The following is a 21097-nucleotide window of genomic DNA, read 5'->3' on the forward strand; positions in this document are numbered from 1 at the left end:
CCGATGCCTTACTTTGGCTCGCTAGCTTGGTCAACAAGTGATCAAGGGAGGCGCAATGTACGGCAATCCGGCATTTGACTGCGCTGGGGCCCAGGTTCGAGCAGTGTGTCGCCAGTTAGCCACCGTGGTGGCGGTCGACGGCGTCATCGACGACACCAACGTGGACCGGGTCACCGCGCTCGCACTCCGCTTCGTACTTGCGGAGAAGCCCTATGTTCTCGACCTCGATGAGGTCAGTTCCGTTAGCTCGCATGCTGTTTCGCTTCTGTCCGCGGTCGACGGCCGGTGCTTTCACAGCGGTGTCGAGTGGGCGATGACCGCAAGTGCACCGGTGCGCCGCCTGGTGCGGGCGTCCGGGGTGGACTTCCCGATCGCATCGTCGGTTCCCGACGCGCTGAAGCAGTTCGCCGAGAACATCGAAGAACGTCGTCGGCTGCTTCCGCTGCTGACCAAGAAGACCGCCTGACAGGAGAGGTCGATTCCAGGTGTTACTCGACATTCGTTGGCTCGGATTTCTACTGGGCCGTAGGCACACCGCCGCCAAGCGGGTTCTGCACGTCGCCCACTGAGGCGGGCAGCCGCCGGTGACCGCACACAGCGCATGCGCTGGATCGTCGACGGCATGAACGTGATCGGGTCACGGCCCGATGGCTGGTGGCGAGATCGCCGCCGTGCGATGGCGACATTGGTCGAACAACTCGAACAATGGGTGGTGACCGACGGTGCCGACGTGACCGTGGTGTTCGAGCATCCGTTGACGCCCCCGCTCGAATCGGCGGTGATCACGGTGACCTCCGCGCCGAAGGCCGCGGCGAACGCCGCCGACGACCAGATCGTGCGGTTGGTGCGCGCCGCCGAGGACCCCGCGCTGTTGTGGGTGGCGACCTCCGACCGCGCCTTGGCCGAACGAGTTCGCGCCGCCGGTGCGTCGGTCTACCCCGCCGAGCGGTTGCGCAACCGCATCGACCCTCGCTGAGCGACCGCATGCCCCTTAAGGTCGAGGGGTGAATCGCCTGGACCGCTTCTTCGAGATCTCGGCGCGCGGGTCGACGGTCGCCACCGAGATGCGCGGCGGTCTGGTCACGTTCATCGCGATGGCCTACATCATCGTGCTGAACCCGATCATCCTGTCGGGCAGCGCCGACGTCACGGGCAACCGGCTGGACTTCGCCCAGGTCTCGGCGGTGACGGCGCTGGCAGCGGGCGTGATGACCATCCTGTTCGGCCTGTTCGCGCGGCTGCCGTTCGCGTTCGCCGCCGGGCTGGGCATCAACTCCTTCGTCGCCACGACGCTGGTCGGCTCGCTGACGTGGGCCGAGGCGATGGGGCTGGTGGTCATCAACGGGGTGATCATCGTGATCCTGGCGGCCACTGGTCTGCGCAGGCTGGTCTTCGACGCGGTGCCGATGCAGCTGAAGCTGGCGATCACGGCGGGCATCGGGCTGTTCATCCTGTTCATCGGACTGGTCGACGCCGGGTTCATCGGGTCGACGGGGGTGGCGTCACCACCCGTGGGCCTCGGTGCCGACGGCGCCGGTTCGATCGGCGGCGTGCCGACGGTGGTCTTCGTGGTCACGTTGCTTCTGACCGGCATCCTGGTGGTGCGCCGGGTGCGCGGCGGCATCCTGATCGGGCTGGTTTCGGGCACGGTGCTCGCGGTCGTCATCGAGGCGATCTGGGGCCTCGGCTCGGCGGTCGACAATCCGGGCGGCTGGAGCCTGTCGGTGCCGACCCTGTCGGGCTCGCCGTTCGCGCTGCCCGACCTGTCTTTGGTCGGCGAGTTCAGCCTGTCCGGCAGCTTCGGCCGCATCGGCATCCTCGCGGCCGTAATGTTCGTGTTCACACTGATTTTCGCGAATTTCTTCGACGCGATGGGCACGTTCACCGGTCTGGCCCGCGAAGCCGGCCTTGCCGACGATCAGGGCACCTTCCCCCGACTGCGATCGGCGTTGATCGTCGAGGGCGCGGGCGCGGTCGCCGGCGGTGCGGCCTCCGCCTCGTCCAACACGGTGTTCATCGAATCCGGTGCCGGGATCGGCGAAGGCGCGCGCACCGGTCTGGCGAACATGGTGACCGGCGCGCTGTTTCTGGTCGCGATGTTCGTCTCTCCACTGGCCTCGATCGTGCCGACGGAAGTGGCGGCGGCCGCGCTGGTGACCGTCGGAGCGATGATGGCCTCCCACATTCGCCACATCGACATCTCCGAGTTCTCCGTTGCTCTTCCGGTCGTGTTGACCGTGACCGTCATGCCGTTCTCCTACTCCATCGCCAACGGTATCGGCGTCGGGTTCATCGCCTGGGCGGTGTTGCGCTCGGCGGCGGGCAAGGCCCGCGAGATCAGCCCGCTGCTGTGGATCGTCGCCGCCGGTTTCCTGGTCTACTTCGCCCGCGGCTGGATCGAATCACTGATCGGGATGTGAGCAAGCGTGGGTAACCTCCTGTCATGACGGAGACGCGATGAGCGCAGGTCTGTTCGGACTACTCGACGACGTCGCCGCGCTGGCCCGGTTGGCCGCAGCATCGATAGACGACATCGGCGCGGCCTCCGGACGCGCCACCGCCAAGGCGGCCGGGGTCGTCATCGACGACACCGCCGTGACACCGCAGTACGTCCAGGGCATCACCGCCGACCGCGAGCTGCCGATGATCAGGCGGATCGCGATCGGTTCGCTGCGCAACAAACTGCTGTTCATCCTGCCCGCCGCGCTGCTGCTCAGCGAGTTCGCGCCGTGGGCGGTGACCCCGATCCTCATGCTGGGCGCCACCTACCTCTGCTTCGAGGGCGCCGAGAAGGTCTGGGGCTGGATCAGCGGCCACCGAGATTCCGATGCGCACGGCGCACCCGTCCAGGCCGCCGGCGCCGACGCCGAGCGTCAGATGACCGCGGGCGCGATCCGCACCGACCTCATCCTGTCCGCGGAGATCATGGTGATCGCGCTCAACGAGGTGGCCGGCGAACGGTTCTGGTCGCGGCTGATCATCCTGGTGGTGGTCGCGCTGGTCATCACCGCGGCGGTGTACGGCGTGGTGGCGCTGATCGTGAAGATGGACGACATCGGCCTCGGCCTGGCCCAGCGCACCTCGACGGTCGCGCAGAAGACGGGTCGGGCGCTGGTCGCCGCGATGCCCAAAGTGCTGTCCGCGCTGTCGATCATCGGCACGGTGGCGATGCTGTGGGTCGGCGGTCACATCCTGCTACTGGGTACCGACACACTGGGCTTCCACGCCCTGTACGGGTTGGTGCACCACCTCGAGGAGCTGGTGCGTCACGCGGTGCCCGGCGTCGGCGCCGCGCTGGCCTGGCTGGTCAACACGGCCGCCTCCGCGGTCATCGGGCTGATCGTCGGGGCCGCGGTGGCCACGGTCGTACATCTGCTGCCGTTCACCCGCCGCGCCCACCACTGAGGCTCAGGAGCCGTTCGAGCCCCTGCGCTTCTGCTTTTCGGCCTCGGCGAGGTCTTCCACCCGGTCGGCCTGCGCGCGCTTGCCCGCGGCCGCGACCCGCTTGCGCGACGCGTCCTCGAGTTCGGCGTCGGCCTGTGCCGCGGCGGCCTGCTCGGCGGCCCGGATTCCGGCCTGCTCGCTGCGTTTGACCGCATCGACGTCGTCCTTGCGCCGCGCCGCGACCCCGTCGGCCCGCTTCTGACCGGTGGCAATTCGCTTCTGGGCAGTCTCGACCGCGGCCCGTTTGCGCTTCTGCGTGTCCTCGCGCGCCTGCTGGACTTCCTGCTTCTTGGCTTCGCGGGCGCTCTGTTGGCGTTGCTTGGCCTCTTCGCGGGTCTGGTTCACCTCGGAGCCGGCGGCCTTGATCGTCGACGTCGCTTCGGCGTCCAACCGGGCTGCGCGACGTAGGGCGTCGCTGCGCTCGATCAGCGCCGCACCCCGCCGTTCGACCTGCTCGTCGCCGAGGGCGTTGCCGACGGTCGCGTCGAGCACACCAAGGGAGCGCTCGTAGAACAGCCGCGCGGGTGCCTCGTCGTCCATCCGGGCCGCCAACTGGTGCCCGATCACCTGCAGCGGGAAGCGGGCCAGCGAGTACTGAAACCGCAGCACCGCGAAGGGTATGTCGGTGATGTTCATTTGAAACTCCTGTGTGTCAACCGGTTACGGACGGTCTTCGGGCACGTCGGCCTCGGCGGTCAAGTCCTCGGCCTGCTCCCGCAGGCGGTCGGCCTCGGCGCGGGCGCCGGCCGATTCGCGGACCGCCTGCTGGTGGTCGTCGAGGGCTTCGTCGACCTCGGCGGCCGCGGCGCGACTCTGCGCCTGCTCGGCGGCCTCGGCCTGTCGCGCGCGGCGCTGCGCGTCTGCCTCGGCGTCGGTGCGTTCCTTGGCGAGGTCACGGTGCGCGGCCTGGGTGGTCGCCTGCTTCTGGGCGGCCCGCTGGTTTTCGATCGCGGACTTCTCGGCCTGCGTCTCGGCGTTGACCGCCATCCGCTCGCCCGCGGCGTCCCGCCGGGCCTCGGCGAGATCCTCTCTGGCCTGCTCGGTTTCGGCGTCGGCGACGGCCTCCACGGTGTTGGCCTCCTTGCGGGCCTGCGCCTGGGTCTGTTCGAGCTGTCCCTCGGCGGTCAGCGAATCGTTGCCGGTCACCGCGCCGAAAACTTCCTTCGCCTTGCCCTTGACCGTGTCGATGAGGCCCTTGCGGGCCTGTCCGGCCTTGTGGTGTTCAGTCATGTCGACAGTGGTTCCACCCAGCGCGATCGCCAAACCTGACACGACGATTTGTGGCGTGCGCCACACCGCGCCCGTCGCACGCTTACGCTGGGCCGGGTGAGCGCCTCCGAGCAGCGCGACGGCGTGGATCTGACCAACCTCGATCAGCCGCTGAGCCCGCAGGCCGGCGCGACGAAGCGTGACCTGACCGACTATCTCGACGCGGTGGCCGACCGGATTCTGCCGGTCCTGGCCGGCCGCCCGTTGACGGTGCTGCGGGTGCTGCGGGGCCGCGCGCCGTTCATGCAGAAGAATGTGCCCCGCTACACCCCCGACTGGGTGCGCACCGTGTCGATCTGGGCGGAGGCGTCGCGGCGGGAGGTGCGCTATGCGTTGTGCGACGACCGACGCACCCTGCTGTGGCTGGCCAACCAGCGCGCCGTCGAATACCACCCCACGCTGGGCCTGGCACCCCGACATCTACCTGCCCACCCATCTGGTGCTCGATTTGGATCCGCCACGCCGCGGCGCTCGACCCGGAGGTGGCGACCACGGCGTACATCGTCGAGGACCGCGGCGGCAAGGTGTTCGTCGACTCGACCCGCGCGGGCGGCGCGACGATCGTGGCCGCCTACAGCCCGCGGCTGCGGCCCGGCACGCCGGTGTCCTATCCGGTGGCCTGGGCCGATCTGGACTCGGTGCGCCCCGGGGACTTCACGGTGCACACCGCCATCGACATGTTGGCCGACCGCGACCCGTGGGCGGAACTGATGCCCGAACCCCAACGGTTACCGACCGACGTGATCGAACACGGTCGGACGATCCCGGTCGCGCGGGTGGCCGCGATGCACGAGGGCAAGCGCCGTGCCCGTCAACGGCGGACGTCCGCACCGGATGACGGCTAGCCCTACTCGGTCACGAGCCCCAGGCGTGGTCCCATCGGTCGTCCGCGGCCGCGTCCGACACCGGCTTGCGGCGCACCGGGTGATGGCCGCCCTGCGGCCACCCCGCGGTGACCAATGTGGCGATCCGCCAATCCTCGGGAATGCCGATCAGTTCGCGAAGCTCGCGGTCGCACGCGTCGTGCCACAGCGTGATCGCGGCACCGAGGCCCTGCGCCCGCGCCGCCAACAAGAAGTTCTGCACCGCGGGAAAGATGGACCCGCCCTGCTGCAGATCGCTCGCACCGCGCTGCGGTTGCACGCAGAACACCACACACACCGGGGCCGCGCCACCGACGTGCATGTGCTCGCGCATCGCCCGCAGTACCCGCGACTTCGGATCGGTCGCGTCCTGTACCGGTGCGTCGAAGCCATAGAACTCGGCCATCACCTCCCAGGTGCGCAGCGCGGCGGCCGTGATCACCGCCCGCGTTTCGGGTGCCCGCACGACGACGAACCGCCACGGCTGCTGGTTACCGCCCGACGGTGCCCAGGTGGCCGCCTGGAGGCAACGCTCGAGCACGGCGTCGTCGACGGGATCGGGTCGGTACCGCCGCACCGCCGAGGCGGTGCGCATCACCTCCCACACGTCGGCGGTCATCGCGGGTATGTCGGCGCCGCCGTGCCGGTCCAACGGCCACCGCGCACCGGGCCGGTCACCAACGGCAGATCCAGCGTCGACAACAGTCCGGGCGGCGCCGCGATCACCGCCGGTATCGCGTTGAGTTCACGCATCACGGTCGCATACGTCAACCCGCGCATGTTGTTTCCGCGGCCGTGCATCTCGACGTCGACGGTGTAGGTGGGCAGACCGTCGACGATCACCCGGTAGCCACCGTGCGGCGAGGGATGCTGCGGCCAGTCGGGCGCGGAGTGCTCACCCATCCGGGTGATGTGTTCGAGCACCACGCGCTGCTCGCCGTCGACGATGCCCGCGAGCTTGAACCGCATGCCGCCCATGGTGCCCGGTTCGATCCAGCCCGAGGCCACTTCGTAGCGATCGGTCGCCAGCCACTTCTCGATCGTCGTGTCCACCCGGTTTAGCGGAAGGCCCACACCGTCGGCGACCAGATGGACCGTCGGCGCCCACAAGGCGGCCAGCCGGGCGGGGTCGAACAGTGGCGCCGGATGCTGCGGAGGATGACCGAAACCCATGAAGTCGAACATGATCTCGGGCTGGTTGATCGGGGCGTAGTCGAGGATCTCCAGCATCGTGATGGTGTCGACGCGGCTGCTGAAGCCAGTCATCGTCAGCGCGATGACGTCGTTGGCCCAGCCGGGGTCGACACCGCTGTTGAAGAAGGTGCTGTTGCCCTCGGCGCAGGCGGCCTCGATCAGTTCGACGGTTTCGGTGTCGGCGGCCGGCGGATAACACAGTGGCACCAGCGATGTGGTGACCACGTCTTTTCCGGCCCGCAGACAGCGGGCGATGTCCTCGGCGGCCTCGCGATAGCGGTAGTCCCCGGACGCGAAGTAGGCCACCACGTCGGCGTCGAGTGCCAGTGCGGCCTCGATGTCGCGGGTGGCGATCACACCGGTCGCGGGCATACCGCACAACGCGCCGGCGTCTTGACCGTCCTTGGCTTCGGCATGCACGACGACGCCCGCCAACTCGAGGCCCGGATGCGCGATCAGCGCCCGCAGTGCCCCCACCCCGACCTGACCCGGCCCCCACAGGATTACCCTCGGGTTGCGCTGCGAGTCTGCCATGTACACCCTTTCGTAGCCACAGCCAACCTGTGAGAACATACCTTCTCATATATCGATAACACGATTACCGCACACCATGGAGGAGACCGTGACCGAATACAAGTTCTTGAAGTGGGAGACGTTCGATGACGGTCAGATCGTGCGGATCTCGTTGAATCGCCCGGAGACCCGCAATGCGCAGAACCGCGGAATGCTGGTCGAACTCGACGATGCGTTCCGGCGCGCCGAGGCCGACGACGTCGTCCGCGTCGTGATCCTCGCCGGCGAGGGGCCGATGTTCTCCTCCGGACACGACATCGGCTCCAAACAGGCCCGCGCCGAATTCATGCCGGGGCCCGACCAGCATCCGACGGCGGCCATCGACGGCGGCACCCGCGAGGGTGCGGAGAAGATCATGCTGCAGGAGTGGCACTACTTCTTCCAGAACAACCTGCGCTGGCGCAACCTGCGCAAGATCACGATCGCGCAGGTCCACGGTGACGTGTTCTCGGCGGGCCTGATGCTGATCTGGGCGTGCGACCTGATCGTGGGCAGCGAGGAGGTCCGGTTCGCCGACGTCGTCGGAACACGGCTGGGCATGTGCGGCATGGAGTATTTCGGGCACCCGTGGGAGTTCGGCCCCCGCCGCACCAAGGAGTTGATGCTCACCGGTGACGCCATCGACATCGAGGAGGCCTACCGGCTCGGCATGGTGAGCAAGATCTTCAAGCGCGACGAACTGGCCGACCGCACGCTGGAAATGGCGCGGCGCATCGCCGAGGTGCCCACGATGGCCGCCCTGCTGATCAAGGAATCGGTGAACCAGTCCGTGGACAACATGGGCTTCTACAACGCGCTGCACTCCTGCTTCACCCTGCACCAGCTCAACCACTCACACTGGGTCGGGGTGCGCGACGACAAGCGCGCCACCGCGGGTGAGGAGCAGGGCGTGCCGAATTGGCGCACCGCGCCCCCGGTGGTGTTGGCGGTGAAGGATCAAGTGCGAGCCGACGGATGACCGCCACCGGCGAACCGATGCCGGTGACCATCGAAGGACACCTGTTCGCCCAGTTGCCCTTCTACGATGTCGTCGACACCGACGACACCGTGGTCATGGACCTGCACCACAGGCCGGATCTGGTCAACATCCGCGGCGCGTTGCAGGGCGGGCTGGTCGCCACCCTCATAGACGTCGCCGCGGGCCGGTTGGCGGTCAAGCATGCGCACTCCGCCGCGGGCGTGGGCACCGCGGACATGTCAATCCACTTCCTGGCGCCGATCATGGGTGGGCCCGCGCGAGCGACCGCCACCCTGGTGCGCGCCGGCAAGCGGTTGATCGTCGTCGCCGTCGACGTGGTCGACATGGCCAGGGACCGGCCCGCTGCGCGCGCGACGCTGAGCTTCGCAGTGATGGATCCACGCCCGCCGAGTCAGCCCGGCACCGGTCCGTAGCGGGCGTCGGCCACCCGGTCCAGCGCCACCCCGGACTCGCCGTACACCATCGCCCAACCGCGGACGCGGCGGTAGTAGAGCTGGATGTCACTTTCCATGCCGAAGCCGTATCCGCCGTGGACGTGCAGACTGCGATAGGTGGCGTCGCGGGCGGTTTCATAGGCGAATGCGAACGCCATCGCCGCGAGTTCTTCGGTGCGCTCGGGTTCGTCGGCGAACGCACACGCCGCCTTCAGCGCCAGCAGCCGCGCTCCGTCGGCGGCAGTAGCGCTGTCGGCCAACGGATGTGACACCGCCTGGAACGAGCCGATCGGCACGCCGAACGCATGGCGCTGTTTGGCGTACTCGACACCGATCTCGACGGCGGTTTTCGCCGCGCCGGCCAGTGCCGCGGCAGTCAGCACCAGCCATAGATTCAGGGCGCCGTCGAACAACCGGGCCGCGTCCGCCCCGTCGGCGAGCACGGTGGCGTCACCGATGTCGACGTCGGCCAGCGGCAGCGAGCCCAGATTCTGCACCGGGCGGCGGTTGGTTCCGACCGGGGTGACGATCAGACGTCCGTCGACAAACCCCACGGCCGCATCCGCGACCGCGCCGCCCGGCACGAGTTCCAATGCGCCACCGCGTGCGGCGCGGGGGGCGAAGGTGACCAGTTGGTCGCCGGACAGCGCCCGGTCGAGGGGGCCGGTTCCGGCGTCACCGCACCTGGCGAGCAGTCGGGCGGCCACCTGTGTCTCCACGACGGGGGCCGATGCGATCGCGCGGCCGAACTGTTCGGCGATCAGCGCCAGATCCAGTTCGGATGCGCCGCCACCGCCCGCGGCCTCGTCGACCGCCATGTCGACGAGGCCGGTGGCTGTCAGCGACTGCCACAGCTTGGCGTCAAAGCCAAGCGGTTCGGCAGCGCGCACCCGTTGCGACGTCGACTCCCGCCGGTAGACGGCTGCGAACGCGTCGACGAGCTGCCGCTGTTCGTCGGAAACGCTCAAGTCCACGCTGCAGTCCCATCACATCCCGGATATGGTTACTCTCAATTTTGAGAGTAACATTATCGTCCACGTCGACCACCCAGCCTCGTGAGACAGGATCGGTTCCACTCCATGCATTTTCAGCTTGATGCCGAGACAGAGGCATATCGTGCCGAGGTCCGGGCCCATCTGCGCGAGGTGATGACGGCCGAATTCGAGGAACAGCTGTACCGCAGCGGGGTCGCACACGACGACGACTTTGCCAAGGGCCTGGTCGACAAGGGCTTGTTCGCGCCCACCTGGGCACCCGAGCACGGCGGTCAGAATCGCAGCGCATGGGACGACCAGGTGCTCACCGAAGAACTGATGCGCTCGGATGCCCCCGTATACCTGTCGGAGACGACGCGCATGGTGGCTTCGATCATCCGTGAGGTGGGCAATCCGACGATGCAGGACCGCATCCTGTCCGGCGCCATGAAGGGCGACGTCACCATCGCGCTCGGGTTCACCGAACCGGAGTGCGGCAGCGACGTCGCGGCGGCGACCACCAAGGCCGTGCGCGATGGTGACCAGTGGATCATCAACGGCTCCAAGATGTTCACCACCAACGGCCACATCGCCGACTACATCTTCCTGCTAGCCCGAACCAGTCCGGAGAAGCCCAAACACAAGGGTCTGACGATGTTTCTCGTGCCGCTGGGGTCCAGCGGCTTCGAGGCGCAGGCGGTCTGGACACTCTCGGGTGAGCGCACCAACATCACGTTCTTCAGCGACGTCCGCATCGGCGACGAGTGGCGCATCGGCGAGGTCGACGCCGGTTGGCAGGTGCTGAGTCTGTCGCTACAGGACGAACACGCCTCGGGCTGGGGGCCGCATATCGCTCGACTGCTGACCCACGCCGAACGCTGGGCCGAAACCGCAGAAGCCCCCGACGGCGCGCGGCAGCTCGACAAGCCCGACGTCCGGCGACGGATCGCGAGGGTCGCGATGGAGTACGAAGTCTCGATGCTGCTCCAACGCCGGTGCGTGTGGATGGCCGAGGAGGGGCAGACCCCGATCGCCGAGGGACCGATGTCGAAGGTGTTCAGCACCGAATCCCTGGTCCGCGCAAGTCAAGACATCGTGGAACTGATCGGACCGGACGCCATGCGCAGCTACTTCGAGCCGTCCGCTCCGGAGCAGGGCCGATTCGAGCACCTGATGCGGTTTTCCCTGGGCACCACCATCTACGCGGGCACCAGCGAAGTGCAGCGCTCGATCATCGCTGCGCGTGGACTCGGGCTACCCCGTTAGCTTTCTGGGCCGGCCCGGCTTGCGTGCGGTGGTGCGCTTCGCCGCCGCCTTGCCGGTGACCGCCTTCGGCGTGGCCGTTCCTTCGGGCGGAGTGAGCGCCTGCAGGCACCAGGCCCACAATTGGTCCTCGGTGAGTTCGGTGCCCTTGCCACCCAGATGGAACACGCCGATTTGCGCGAGCGCGATCAGCGTCGAGTTCAGCAGCGTCGTCAATTGCGCGGGGGTCATGTCCTTGCGCACCAACCCCGCACGCGAGCACGACGTGAGGATCTTCGTCAGCAGCTTCTGATGCGGTTCCCAGATCTTGGCGAAGTCCGCGGGACGCTCGATCTCGAGGCTCAGGTTGTAGATCGTCATCACGCGGCCGCCGATCGCCTCGGAGGATTCGGCGCGGGAGAGGAACCCGCGACAGAACGCCTCCAGTTGCGCCATCGGACCCTCCGCGGCCGCGACCTCGTGCCGAATCGCCTCGATGAACTGGCTGGTGGCATTCTCGTAGAGCGCCAACAACAGCTCTTCCTTGCCGGCGAAGTGTTGATAGAACGCGCGCAAACTCAGATTGGACCGGTCGATGAGAGTCTGGATGGTGAAGTCGGCCCGCCCGGACTCCTCGACCAGTTCGAGCGCCGTGGCCAGAAACCGTGAGCTGCGGGCCAGGGCACGCGCCCGCGCCTGACTCAGCCGTCGCTCGATCGTTCGCTCCTGCCAACTGGTCGGCATCTCGATCTCGGCCTCGACAAGCTCGAGGTCGGTTTCGACTTCTTGGTCGGCACGCTTCTTAGCAGTCATGATGATTTGAGAATACGCGTTCTTGTGAACCGGGAGACGCCCAGCCGTGCTGGTGTCCGACTATGACTCGCCGGAAGATCCGCGTACGCTAGTCTGGAAACGGCCATTCTCGCATGCGGGAATCACAGTTTCGCGGCCAGCCGCCCCGGGCCGCTTGCGAAGGAGTGCAGCGTGAGCACAGACATCCTGATCGTCTCGCCGGACGACCATCTGGTGGAGCCGGCCGATCTGTGGACCAGCCGGCTGCCTGCGCGCTACCGCGAAATCGGGCCCAGGATCGTCCGGCACCGCGGACGCATGGATCCGACAGTCACCTCGGATGTCTCGTTCGTCGAAGACGAGAACGGCCGCGACGCGGACATCTGGCACTACGAGGATCAGATCATCCCGATTCCACTCATCAGCGCCGCCGCCGGCTACGACGTCGACGAACTCACCACCGACCCGATCACCTACGACGAGATGCGCCCCGGCTGCTACCGGCCCAAGGACCGGCTCGCCGATATGGACATCGCGGGCATCGAGGCGTCCGCCTGCTTCCCGAACACGCTCGTCCGCTTCTGCGGCCAACGTTTCCTCTACGGCCAGGACAAGGAACTCGCGCTGCTCTGCGTGCAGGCCTACAACGACTTCCAGATCGACGAGTGGGCGGGCGATTCCGACGGCAGGCTGATCCCCCTCGGCATCATCCCCCTCTGGGACGTCGAGTTGGCCGTCAAGGAGGTCGGACGCGTGGCCGCCAAGGGCATGCCCGCGGTGTGTTTCTCGGAGCTACCGGCGCGGCTGGACCTGCCGTCCATCCACAGCGGCTACTGGGATCCGTTCTTCGCCGCGTGTGAGCGCAACGACGTCGGCATCATGCTGCACATCGGCTCGAGTTCCTCGCTGACGAAGTCTTCCCCGGACTCCCCCCATGTGGTCACCAGCGCGCTGATGGCGGTCAACTGCACCATCGCGCTGGTGGACTGGTTGTTCTCCGGCAAGCTCAAGCAGTTCCCGAAACTCAAGCTGGCCTTCGCCGAGGCGCAAGCCGGGTGGATCCCCTACTACCTGCAACGTGTCGACGAGGTCTGGGAGGACCGGCGCGCGTGGGGTGGCATCCACCCGCTGCTGACCGAGCCTCCGAGCACGCAGGTGCCCGGGCGAGTGTGGTTCTCGACCTTCGGCGATCCGGTGGCGTTTCGCATTCTCGACCTGGTCGGGCCCGATCAACTCATGTTCGAGACCGACTACCCACACAACGACACGAACTGGCCCAAGAGCCTCGACGTCGCCAACAAGGCAACGGAGGGATTGGACCTGGAGACCAAGCGAAAGGTCCTGTCCACCAACGCCAAGACCTTCTTCGGGATGGTCTAGAAGGGGCTACAGGGCCTTCCAGTCCGGCTTGCGCTTCTCCAGGAATGCGCGCGGACCCTCAAGGGCGTCCTTGGTCAGTGCCACCTTCATGCGGTAGTTCTCCGCGAGGAGTTCGGCTTCGTAGATCGGCAGTGTCAAGCCCTTGCGCACCGCCATCCGGGAGCCTCGGACAGCAAGAGGGGCATTGGAGTTCACGACTTCGGCGATCTCCCAGGCGCGCTCCATGAGCGTGTCGTGGGCCACCACTTCGGTGAAGATTCCCAATTCGTAGGCGCGTTGCGCGTCGAGTTGTTCGTGCTTGCCCATCAGGATCAACCGCATGGCAACGGGCAGCGGCAGAATTCGCGCGAGCCTGACCCCCTCCCGGCCCGACGTCACCCCGATGCTCACATGCGGATCCATCAGCGCCGCACGCTCGGAGGCGATCGTGATGTCGGCGGTGGTGACCAGGTCCATGCCGGCGCCACAGGCGATTCCGTTGACCGCACAGATGATCGGCTTGGTCATCTGCAGCCACGGTGGGGTCGCCTCCTGCGGTGCGTCCCACTGACGCATCGAGGACAGCACGGGCTCGCCTTGATTGTCGATGCCCGGCGCGTTCTCCATGTCGTGGTCGGCGGCCTTGTTGACGTCGGCGCCCACACACAGCGCGCGGCCGGCACCCGTCACAATCACAGTCCAGATATCTTGCGAACGTTCGATTTCGGCGTACACCTCGGCGAGCTCGGCGATCATCTCGTCGTTGATCGCGTTGAGCACGTCGGGCCGGTTCAGCGTCACACAGGCGGTGTGACCGGAAACCTCGAACGTGATGGTGTCGTAATTGCTCATCTCACTCCACAGCTGCCGTGTCGCGGGCGGTTGGTCGGATTCCCAGAATCTCGTGGAAGCGGTCGCAGTAACGCGGCCACACCTCGGGATTGAGCAGCCGGGGTGGCATGCGCCCGGCGAAGATGTCCTGCCACTGTGCGGCGGTGGCGACCGCGATGTCGCGAACGGCCTCGACGGTGATGCCCGCGACGTGGGGTGTGGCAACCACGTTGTCGAGCCGCAGCAGCGGGTTGTCGTGTCGCGGCGGCTCCTCGTGGAACACATCGAGCCCCGCACCGGCGATCGCGCCGCTGACCAAGGCGTCGTAGAGTGCCGCTTCGTCGTGCACCGGACCGCGTGCGGTGGTGATGAAGTACGCCGACGGCTTCATCGCGGCGAACTCGGCGCGGCCGAACAGCCCGCGGGTCTCTTCGGTCAACGGACACGTGACCTGAACGAAGTCCGAGCGTTCCACCAGTTCGGTGAGCCCGACCAGTGTCGCCCCCCTGGCCCGGGCGGTCGCCTCGTCGACGTAGGGATCGAAGACCAGGATGTCCATCCCGAACGGGGCGCACAACTGAACCAGCCGGCCACCGATGGCGCCCAGCCCGACGACACCGAGCGTCTTGGAAAGCAATTGACTGCCCCGCAGCGCCAGGCGATCACCGAGCGGGCCGCTGCGCAGCGCCCGGTCGGCTGCGGTGATCTTCTTGGCCAGGTCGAGCATCAGACCGAGCGCATGTTCGGCCACCGCCTCGGCGCCCGGCCCGGAGTTGTTGCACACCGCGATTCCCGCGCGCGTACACGCCGCGACGTCGATCACGTCGTAACCAGCGCCCGCCGAGCACACGGCCAGAAGCTGCCGACACCGGTTCAGAAGCGCCGGCCCCGCCAGCCACTGCGCGCCGTCGGTGACCGAGGCGACGTCGGTCCGGGTGGCCACCTGATACCCGTGAGCGGATTCCAGTGTCGCCCAACCTTGTTCGTCGGGAGCGCTGAGGTCGAGGTTGACGACCTCGACGTCACTTTCGGCCAGGATGTCTCCGGCGACTGGATCGGTCCATCTCTCGTAGACCAGCCGCGGGCGGGTTCTCATCGCTTGATTTTAGGTTTCGCTTGAGCCGCCTTGAACATGTCGGCCAGTTCGTCGTTCACGTTCTTGTAGTCGTTGCGCGCGATCGTTCCGTCGCGTCCGGGAACCGGGTCATAGCCCAGCCGCAGGTCCTTGTTCTCCATGTGGAAGTACTCCCGCCCGACGGGCAGGCGGCGGTCCTCACGCGGCACCTCCATCCATGCCCGCAAAAAGCAGCGCGCCTTCTTCGGATCCGTGCTGCTGACGAAGTCGGACCGCGAATGGCACATCGCGAAGTTGTTGGCCACCGCGGCCTCACCGGACTCCAGCCGGAACTCGACCTGCTGCTCGACCAGGATGGTGCGCAACAACTCGATGGCTTCGTTCTGCTGGGCGGTGAACTCCCGGTCGAGTGTGTGCATCGCGGGCAGGATGCTGCTGTACGTGAAGTTGATGCAGATGCGCCCGTCGATCTGCGAGAACACCGGTACGTCATACGGCGTCACGTCCGGTTGGTCGTCGGGTTGCTCGCTGCGCCGATGATGGGGGAACCCCTGGTAGAGGACGGGCAGAAGGTCGGGACGCTCCTCGAGGATCCGGTTGTGCGCGGCCGGTCCGCTGGCGAACTGGCTTTCACCACCCTGCGCCGCGGGGTACACGCACAGCAGCGACAGGATGTCGGCCGCGTCGTTGTGCATCGCGAGCTCGGCACTGGACTTCGTACCGCGGGCGGGCTGAACCCCGTTGGGCAGCACCTCTTCCTGGACGCGCACCATGCGGTGACCGAAGGAATTGTTCGACACCAAATAACCCAGGTGCGTGCAGAACGCCCAGTAGATGCGTTCCAGATCCTCGATCGAGTGCTGGTCGACCGGGAAGCCGCGCACGCATGCCAGGCCCTTGCCGAACATCAGGTCCCGGTAGAGGCGTGCGAGATCCTCGTCGAGATCGGGGTGCCGGGCGTCTGCCGGCGTGATGTCGTCGCGGTCCTTGTGGGCGGTCTTGGCCAGAATGGATTCCAGCGCGGCGACATTGCGTGGCGACAGGTCGAAGGCGAAGTCCTCCTTGCTGGAGAAGTCGGCGCCGGTCCATGCCATCGGGTCGGCGACTTGCTCGGTGTAGATCGCGGTGGGCATCCGTCCTCCTGTTGTCGTGACGACCTTTCGGTTATCGGCTCGCCGTGCGGCTCTCGAGCTCACGCAGCGCATCTGCACGGGCCGTGGCGGCCTCGGTCATCATCCCGACGTCGGTTCCCGCCGAGATGAATCGCAATCCCCGGCCTGCAAAGCGTCCCAGCAGGTCAAGGGACTTGATCCCAGCCACTCCCAGCGCCACACCATGTGTCCGACAGGCCGCTGCGACCGAGTCTACTGCACGGTGGAAATGCTCATTCTCATATTGCCCGTGGATGCCCATCTCCGCGGTCAGGTCACTGACCCCCAGCAACACCATGTCGACCCCGTCGGTGGCTGCGATCTCGTCGCACCCGGCCACCGCCGCGGGCGTTTCGATCATCACCGCCACCACGGTCCGGCGCTCGAGCTCAGCGGTGAGTTCGGGGGCCGGGCGCGGCGCGTATCCGCTCACCGCGTTGGGGCCGGAAATGGACCGGTGGCCGACGGGCGGGAATCGAGCCGCGTCGACGACCGCCTGTGCCTCTTGCGCCGAATTCACGTGCGGCACAATCACTCCGACAGCGCCGGCATCGAGGACACGGGCGATGACACTGGGGTCCTGCGATGGCACCCGCACGAGACCCGAGATACCGGCGCCGAGCGCGGCGACACAGAGCATCTGCGCGGTTTCCAGTGAGCACGAGGTGTGCTCCAGGTCGACGTAGACGGCGTCGTAGCCGCAGGCCGCCGCGATCGCCGGGACGTCCGGGGTGCGCGCGTTGAGCAGCGCGAGACAGAGCACCAGGCGATCACCCCGTAGGGCATCTCGAAGCGGTCCCGGCACGCACCCACGGTAACCGACCGAGAACGAGGATTCCACTATGTCGTTAACGCCATTATCACCTGTGGTAACCATTAGGTATGTCCGAGAACCGGGTCGCGGTCGTCGGTGCCGCACTGTCCGATTGCGGGCGGGTGCCCGACAAGACGGCGATGGCGCTGATGGCTCAGGCGGCGCGTCGCGCGGTCGCTGACGCCGGCCTGACGAAGGACGACATCGACGGCTTCGGCGGCCACGGGACGTTGTTGCCACCCGTCGAGGTGAGCGAATACCTGGGCCTGCGGCCGAGGTGGGTCGACGCCACCAATGTCGGCGGATCGTCGTGGGAAGTCATGGCGGGGCACGCGGCAGCGGCGATCGCGGCGGGCGAGATCGACGTGGCCCTGCTCACCTACGGGTCGACCGCACGCTCCGACGTCAAGCGCCGGGTGCGGGCCTCGGCGGCGGCGATGGGCACCGGGGGCACCATGCAGTTCGAAGCGCCCTACGGCGCCACGCTGATCGCCAAGTACGCGATGGCAGCCAGGCGCCACATGATCGAGTACGGCACCACCGAAGAACAACTTGCCGAGGTCGCTGTCGCCGCACACGAATGGGCGGCCATGAACGAGAACGCTTTTGAGCGAGGCCGGATCACCGCCGCCGACGTCGCAGCGGCACCGATGCTCGCCGATCCGTTCACGTCCAAACACGTGTGCCTGCGCACCGACGGCGGCGGTGCGGTCGTCCTCGCCAGCGAACGGGTCGCGAAGAACTGCGCCCACCAGCCGGTCTGGATCCTCGGCGCCGCCGACGCGGCGTCCCACGTGAGCATGAGCGAGTGGGCCGACTTCACCACATCGGCGGCCGCACAGTCGGGTCCGCGCGCATTCGCCCAGGCCGGCGTCACACCGTCCGACATTGACGTCTGCCAGCTCTACGACTCGTTCACCTCGACCGTGCTGCTCACCATGGAGGATCTGGGCTTCTGCGCGAAAGGTGAGGGCGGTCCGTTCATCGGCTCGGGTGCATTGCGCCCCGGCGGAGCACTGCCCACCAACACCGACGGCGGTGGGCTGGCCTCGTGTCATCCGGGCATGCGCGGAATGTTCCTGATGGTCGAGGCGGTGCGGCAACTGCGCGGTGCATGCGGTGAGAGACAGGTCGACGGAGCCCGCTTGGCGTGCGTGCATGCGATGGGCGGGTTCTTCACCCACAGTGCGACGATGATCCTCGGGAGGCAGTGATGGAGGCGCCCAGCGGGCCGCACCGGCCGACCATCGACACCGACAGCGAGTCCTGGTGGTCGGCGGTCCAGGACCGCACCCTGATGGTCAACAGGTGCGGCGCGTGCGGCCGAAACTCCTTGTACGTCCGCCCGTTCTGCCCCCGTTGCTGGAGCGAGGACGTGCGCTTGACACCCGCGACCGGGCGCTCACGGCTGTACACGTGGAGCGTGATCCACCGCAATGCCGCACCCTTCGACGACGTGCCCTATGTCGTCGCGATGGTCGACCTCGAGGAAGGTCCCCGGCTGATGACGCGACTCGTCGACTGCCCCGTCGAGCAACTCCACGCCGGCATGCACCTACAGATCGCCTTCCGCGACGGCGAGGACGGGTTCGTCGTGCCGGTCTTTCGCCCGGCCACCTGAGGCTCAGCGGAGGCGGTCGGCCAGTACCCGCGGCCGCCCCGTCGACCGCGCCTCGAGCGTGTTGCGTTGCACCTTGCCGTTGGCGTTGAGCGGCAAAGGCTCGTCCCAGAACACCAACTCCTCGGGCAGCTTGTATTTCGGCAGCCCACCCGCCACCAGCACCCCGGTGACGTCGGCGAGCGACAACTCGACGCCGTCCTGGAGCACCACGGCCATCGCGAGCCGTTCGCCGGTGGTCGCGTCGGCGACCGAATAGGCGGCGCATTCACGCACGCCGGGGACACCGGCCACCGCCTCCTCGACCTCGGCCGCCGGGATCTTCATCCCGTTGCGGATGACGATGTCCTTGATCCGCCCGACGATGCGCACCCGGTTCTCGCTGACCTCGGCCACGTCGCCCGTTCGGAACCAGTCTCCGTCGAACGCGTCGACGTCGTCCTCGCTGTCCGTGTAACCCAGCAATGCGTGCGGGCCCCTGATGCAGCACTCGGCCGGTTCGGCCGCAGACCCCACCCGGACCTCGACATCGGGCAGCGCCACCCCGTCGTCCGCGTGGCGCACCGCCCTGCTCTCGGTACGCAACCCCGACGTGCTGACCGGCACCTCCGACGATCCGTAGGCCCGCATGACGACGATGCCGAAATCGTCCTCCACCCGTTCCACGATGCGCCGATCGAGCATCGTGCCGCCGAGATACACCGCCCGCAGCGGCACGGCCTGCTCGCGGGCGACCGCTTCGTCGAGCAGCCGGTCGAGCAGCCGGTCCGGTCCGCCGTACCACGTGGCACCCGAGGACAGCAGCAATTCACACGTGGCCGCGGGGTCCCAGCGGTCCTCGAGCACCACCGGCACAGCGAGCATGGGACCGATGAACAACCCCTGCAGCACCCCGGTGACCGAGGCCAGTGGGCTGATCAGGAAGATGCGGTCGTCGGCGCCGAGACCGGCCGCGGTGATGTAGTTCTGCGACGCCTTGACCAAGGTGCTCAGCGAGTGGATGACCCCCTTGGGCCGAGAGGTCGTGCCCGACGTGTAGAGCACGAAGGACGGCTCGTCGGCCGGTCGCGTCGGTCGGAGGGGCCCCGGCGGGTCCGACGCATGGGTGTCGATCCAGCGGCAGGCGTGGCGCAACGCCGGGTCGTCGACGGGCGGCCAGCCCAAAGCCACGCCGTACTCGGCGCCGGTGCGCGCCACGATATCGGCGACCTGCGCCGGACCCGCGCTGCGCGGTACGAGGAGAACCACCGCGTCAACCCGGGTCACCGCGTGCACTGCGACGACGGAGTCGACGTCGTTTCCGGCCACCACCACCACTGGCGTCGCGGCGCCGACACCGGCGTCCCGTAGCGCGTGCGCCGCGCGATCGACCCGTTCGTCGAGTTCTGCGTGGGTCAGCTCGATTCCGCGAGCGAACAGTGCCGGTCGCGTCGGATACCGCTCGGCGGCGCGGCGCACGACATCGAGCGGCCCGTCCGACCAGAAGCCGGCCTTCCGATACCGAGACCGCAGTCCGTCGGCTCGCTGCGTCGCATGGCGCAGCAGCGCGCGACCCCCACTCATGGCGTCCTCCGATGCAAATACCGATTCTCGTCAACGTAAATGTAACCTCTCGGGCATGCCGCAAATGACTTTCGAAGATCAGGTAGCCGTCGTCACGGGTGCGGGCGGGGGCCTCGGCCGCTGTCACGCACTCGAACTCGCCCGTCGAGGCGCCCGCGTCGTGGTCAACGATCTGGGCAGCGCGGTCGACGGTAGCGGCGCCTCTATCTCGGCCGCCCAAGCGGTGGTCGACGAGATCACCGCCGCCGGCGGCACCGCGATCGCCAACGGTGAATCCGTCGCGACCGAGGAGGGCGGCGCCGCGATCGTGGCCGCGGCGGTGGAGGCCTTCGGCCGACTCGACATCCTCGTCAACAACGCCGGCATCCTGCGCGACGCCGCGTTCAAGAACATGACCGCCGAACAGGTCGACGCGGTGATGTCGGTGCACCTGACCGGCGCCTTCAACGTCACCCGCGCCGCATGGCCGGTCATGCGCGAGCAGAATTACGGGAGAATCGTCCAAACGACCTCTGGCACGGGCCTGTTCGGTAATTTCGGGCAGACGAATTACGGCGCCGCCAAGATGGGCCTGGTCGGGATGATGCACGTGCTGGCGATCGAGGGCGCCCGCAACGGCATTGCCGTCAACGCCGTGGCGCCGATCGCCCGCACCCGGATGACCGAGGACATCATGGGCGACGCCGGCAAGGCAATGGACCCGGAACTGGTCACCCCGGTGGTCGTCTACCTGTGTCACCGTGACTGCGACCGCACCGCCCACATCTATTCAGTGGGTGCGGGCAAGGTGTCGCGAGTGTTCATCGGTGTCACCCAGGGCGTCGAGAACCGCTCACTGACAGCGGAATCCGTCGCCGCGGCCATCGACGAGATCGACGACCCCGCCACGTTCACCATTCGCGGCGGGCCCACCAACGCCTGA

General features: G+C 67.5%; 22 protein-coding genes and 1 pseudogene. 12 read left to right on the plus strand and 11 right to left on the minus strand.

What is annotated here, in order from left to right:
- Positions 1 to 103: 103 nt before the first annotated feature.
- The 4 genes from ABQE89_RS02530 to ABQE89_RS02545 all read left to right on the plus strand — a co-directional run bounded on the left by ABQE89_RS02530 (position 104) and on the right by ABQE89_RS02545 (position 3405).
- Positions 104 to 466, plus strand: coding sequence for an STAS domain-containing protein (locus ABQE89_RS02530; protein WP_448413810.1), 363 nt, complete (start codon positions 104 to 106; stop codon positions 464 to 466).
- A gap of 135 nt (positions 467 to 601) precedes the next feature.
- On the plus strand, positions 602 to 976 hold the full coding sequence (locus tag ABQE89_RS02535; RefSeq protein ID WP_448413812.1) for an NYN domain-containing protein: 375 nt from the start codon (positions 602 to 604) through the stop codon (positions 974 to 976).
- A 28-nt stretch (positions 977 to 1004) separates the two neighbouring features.
- Positions 1005 to 2420, plus strand: coding sequence for an NCS2 family permease (locus ABQE89_RS02540; RefSeq protein ID WP_448413814.1), 1416 nt, complete (start codon positions 1005 to 1007; stop codon positions 2418 to 2420).
- Positions 2421 to 2457: 37 nt separating this feature from the next.
- A complete protein-coding gene (locus ABQE89_RS02545) occupies positions 2458 to 3405 on the plus strand; it encodes a DUF808 domain-containing protein (RefSeq protein ID WP_448413815.1) in 948 nt (315 codons plus the stop codon).
- Positions 3406 to 3408: 3 nt separating this feature from the next.
- Here the strand turns inward: ABQE89_RS02545 and ABQE89_RS02550 are convergent, their stop codons facing one another.
- The gene (locus ABQE89_RS02550) at positions 3409 to 4080 is read right to left on the minus strand and encodes an IF2 family translation initiation factor (protein WP_448413817.1); all 672 of its coding nucleotides are present in this window, start codon (positions 4078 to 4080) and stop codon (positions 3409 to 3411) included.
- Between the two features lie 24 nt (positions 4081 to 4104).
- Positions 4105 to 4674 (minus strand): CsbD family protein, encoded by a 570-nt coding sequence (locus ABQE89_RS02555; protein WP_448413819.1) that lies wholly within the window; start codon positions 4672 to 4674, stop codon positions 4105 to 4107.
- Positions 4675 to 4770: 96 nt separating this feature from the next.
- Here ABQE89_RS02555 and ligD point away from each other — a divergent pair.
- Positions 4771 to 5558, plus strand: a pseudogene (ligD, locus tag ABQE89_RS02560) (non-homologous end-joining DNA ligase LigD).
- Between the two features lie 10 nt (positions 5559 to 5568).
- On the opposite strand, the gene ABQE89_RS02565 reads toward ligD, so the two are convergent.
- Positions 5569 to 6195: a nitroreductase family protein gene (locus ABQE89_RS02565; RefSeq protein ID WP_448413821.1), complete on the minus strand. Its 627-nt coding sequence runs from the start codon at positions 6193 to 6195 to the stop codon at positions 5569 to 5571.
- Complete coding sequence (locus ABQE89_RS02570) at positions 6192 to 7304, minus strand: NAD(P)H-dependent amine dehydrogenase family protein (protein ID WP_448413823.1); 1113 nt, start codon at positions 7302 to 7304, stop codon at positions 6192 to 6194. Before ABQE89_RS02570 ends, ABQE89_RS02565 begins: the two co-directional genes overlap by 4 nt.
- An 88-nt stretch (positions 7305 to 7392) precedes the next feature.
- Between ABQE89_RS02570 and ABQE89_RS02575 the strand changes: the two genes are divergently transcribed.
- Both ABQE89_RS02575 and ABQE89_RS02580 read left to right on the plus strand, forming a co-directional pair.
- Complete coding sequence (locus ABQE89_RS02575) at positions 7393 to 8301, plus strand: enoyl-CoA hydratase (protein WP_448413825.1); 909 nt, start codon at positions 7393 to 7395, stop codon at positions 8299 to 8301.
- Positions 8302 to 8318: 17 nt separating this feature from the next.
- On the plus strand, positions 8319 to 8735 hold the full coding sequence (locus ABQE89_RS02580) for a PaaI family thioesterase (protein WP_448414181.1): 417 nt from the start codon (positions 8319 to 8321) through the stop codon (positions 8733 to 8735).
- On the opposite strand, the gene ABQE89_RS02585 is transcribed toward ABQE89_RS02580, so the two are convergent.
- Positions 8714 to 9730: an acyl-CoA dehydrogenase family protein gene (locus ABQE89_RS02585; RefSeq protein ID WP_448413827.1), complete on the minus strand. Its 1017-nt coding sequence runs from the start codon at positions 9728 to 9730 to the stop codon at positions 8714 to 8716. The genes ABQE89_RS02580 and ABQE89_RS02585 overlap by 22 nt on opposite strands.
- A gap of 105 nt (positions 9731 to 9835) precedes the next feature.
- Between ABQE89_RS02585 and ABQE89_RS02590 the strand changes: the two genes are divergently transcribed.
- Entirely contained in the window at positions 9836 to 10996 is a 1161-nt protein-coding gene (locus ABQE89_RS02590; RefSeq protein ID WP_448413829.1) for an acyl-CoA dehydrogenase family protein, read from the plus strand.
- Here ABQE89_RS02590 and ABQE89_RS02595 read toward each other — a convergent pair.
- Complete coding sequence (locus ABQE89_RS02595; RefSeq protein ID WP_448413831.1) at positions 10985 to 11785, minus strand: TetR/AcrR family transcriptional regulator; 801 nt, start codon at positions 11783 to 11785, stop codon at positions 10985 to 10987. The genes ABQE89_RS02590 and ABQE89_RS02595 overlap by 12 nt on opposite strands.
- Positions 11786 to 11956: 171 nt before the next feature.
- Between ABQE89_RS02595 and ABQE89_RS02600 the strand changes: the two genes are divergently transcribed.
- Entirely contained in the window at positions 11957 to 13144 is a 1188-nt protein-coding gene (locus ABQE89_RS02600) for an amidohydrolase family protein (protein WP_448413833.1), read from the plus strand.
- Positions 13145 to 13150: 6 nt separating this feature from the next.
- Here the strand turns inward: ABQE89_RS02600 and ABQE89_RS02605 are convergent, their stop codons facing one another.
- From ABQE89_RS02605 to ABQE89_RS02620, 4 genes are read right to left on the minus strand one after another with little or no spacing between them, the layout of a single operon-like run.
- Positions 13151 to 13975, minus strand: coding sequence for an enoyl-CoA hydratase/isomerase family protein (locus tag ABQE89_RS02605; RefSeq protein ID WP_448413835.1), 825 nt, complete (start codon positions 13973 to 13975; stop codon positions 13151 to 13153).
- A gap of 1 nt (position 13976) precedes the next feature.
- A complete protein-coding gene (locus tag ABQE89_RS02610) occupies positions 13977 to 15050 on the minus strand; it encodes a hydroxyacid dehydrogenase (RefSeq protein WP_448413837.1) in 1074 nt (357 codons plus the stop codon).
- Entirely contained in the window at positions 15047 to 16162 is a 1116-nt protein-coding gene (locus ABQE89_RS02615; RefSeq protein WP_448413839.1) for a TauD/TfdA family dioxygenase, read from the minus strand. Before ABQE89_RS02615 ends, ABQE89_RS02610 begins: the two co-directional genes overlap by 4 nt.
- A gap of 31 nt (positions 16163 to 16193) precedes the next feature.
- Positions 16194 to 17057, minus strand: a complete 864-nt coding sequence (locus ABQE89_RS02620; RefSeq protein ID WP_448413841.1) for an HpcH/HpaI aldolase family protein — start codon at positions 17055 to 17057, stop codon at positions 16194 to 16196.
- Between the two features lie 5 nt (positions 17058 to 17062).
- Between ABQE89_RS02620 and ABQE89_RS02625 the strand changes: the two genes are divergently transcribed.
- Both ABQE89_RS02625 and ABQE89_RS02630 read left to right on the plus strand, forming a co-directional pair.
- The gene (locus tag ABQE89_RS02625) at positions 17063 to 18208 is read left to right on the plus strand and encodes an acetyl-CoA acetyltransferase (RefSeq protein WP_448413843.1); all 1146 of its coding nucleotides are present in this window, start codon (positions 17063 to 17065) and stop codon (positions 18206 to 18208) included.
- A complete protein-coding gene (locus ABQE89_RS02630; protein ID WP_448413845.1) occupies positions 18208 to 18615 on the plus strand; it encodes a Zn-ribbon domain-containing OB-fold protein in 408 nt (135 codons plus the stop codon). The genes ABQE89_RS02625 and ABQE89_RS02630 overlap by 1 nt, the downstream gene beginning before the upstream one ends.
- Positions 18616 to 18618: 3 nt before the next feature.
- Here the strand turns inward: ABQE89_RS02630 and ABQE89_RS02635 are convergent, their stop codons facing one another.
- Positions 18619 to 20124, minus strand: coding sequence for a class I adenylate-forming enzyme family protein (locus ABQE89_RS02635; RefSeq protein WP_448414183.1), 1506 nt, complete (start codon positions 20122 to 20124; stop codon positions 18619 to 18621).
- A 106-nt stretch (positions 20125 to 20230) separates the two neighbouring features.
- Here ABQE89_RS02635 and ABQE89_RS02640 point away from each other — a divergent pair, with 106 nt between their 5' ends.
- Positions 20231 to 21097: an SDR family NAD(P)-dependent oxidoreductase gene (locus tag ABQE89_RS02640; protein ID WP_448413848.1), complete on the plus strand. Its 867-nt coding sequence runs from the start codon at positions 20231 to 20233 to the stop codon at positions 21095 to 21097.

This window comes from Mycolicibacterium sp. XJ1819, from assembly GCF_053483675.1.

Excerpts from the sequence above, each read along its gene's own strand:
- ABQE89_RS02535 (WP_448413812.1), top strand. The coding sequence starts at position 602 with ATGCGCTGGATCGTCGACGGCATGAACGTGATCGGGTCACGGCCCGAT.
- ABQE89_RS02545 (WP_448413815.1), top strand. The coding sequence starts at position 2,458 with ATGAGCGCAGGTCTGTTCGGACTACTCGACGACGTCGCCGCGCTGGCC.
- ABQE89_RS02550 (WP_448413817.1), bottom strand. The coding sequence starts at position 4,080 with ATGAACATCACCGACATACCCTTCGCGGTGCTGCGGTTTCAGTACTCG.
- ABQE89_RS02555 (WP_448413819.1), bottom strand. The coding sequence starts at position 4,674 with ATGACTGAACACCACAAGGCCGGACAGGCCCGCAAGGGCCTCATCGAC.
- ABQE89_RS02565 (WP_448413821.1), bottom strand. The coding sequence starts at position 6,195 with ATGACCGCCGACGTGTGGGAGGTGATGCGCACCGCCTCGGCGGTGCGG.
- ABQE89_RS02570 (WP_448413823.1), bottom strand. The coding sequence starts at position 7,304 with ATGGCAGACTCGCAGCGCAACCCGAGGGTAATCCTGTGGGGGCCGGGT.
- ABQE89_RS02580 (WP_448414181.1), top strand. The coding sequence starts at position 8,319 with ATGCCGGTGACCATCGAAGGACACCTGTTCGCCCAGTTGCCCTTCTAC.
- ABQE89_RS02590 (WP_448413829.1), top strand. The coding sequence starts at position 9,836 with ATGCATTTTCAGCTTGATGCCGAGACAGAGGCATATCGTGCCGAGGTC.
- ABQE89_RS02595 (WP_448413831.1), bottom strand. The coding sequence starts at position 11,785 with ATGACTGCTAAGAAGCGTGCCGACCAAGAAGTCGAAACCGACCTCGAG.
- ABQE89_RS02605 (WP_448413835.1), bottom strand. The coding sequence starts at position 13,975 with ATGAGCAATTACGACACCATCACGTTCGAGGTTTCCGGTCACACCGCC.
- ABQE89_RS02610 (WP_448413837.1), bottom strand. The coding sequence starts at position 15,050 with ATGAGAACCCGCCCGCGGCTGGTCTACGAGAGATGGACCGATCCAGTC.
- ABQE89_RS02615 (WP_448413839.1), bottom strand. The coding sequence starts at position 16,162 with ATGCCCACCGCGATCTACACCGAGCAAGTCGCCGACCCGATGGCATGG.
- ABQE89_RS02620 (WP_448413841.1), bottom strand. The coding sequence starts at position 17,057 with ATGGTTACCACAGGTGATAATGGCGTTAACGACATAGTGGAATCCTCG.
- ABQE89_RS02625 (WP_448413843.1), top strand. The coding sequence starts at position 17,063 with ATGTCCGAGAACCGGGTCGCGGTCGTCGGTGCCGCACTGTCCGATTGC.
- ABQE89_RS02630 (WP_448413845.1), top strand. The coding sequence starts at position 18,208 with ATGGAGGCGCCCAGCGGGCCGCACCGGCCGACCATCGACACCGACAGC.
- ABQE89_RS02640 (WP_448413848.1), top strand. The coding sequence starts at position 20,231 with ATGCCGCAAATGACTTTCGAAGATCAGGTAGCCGTCGTCACGGGTGCG.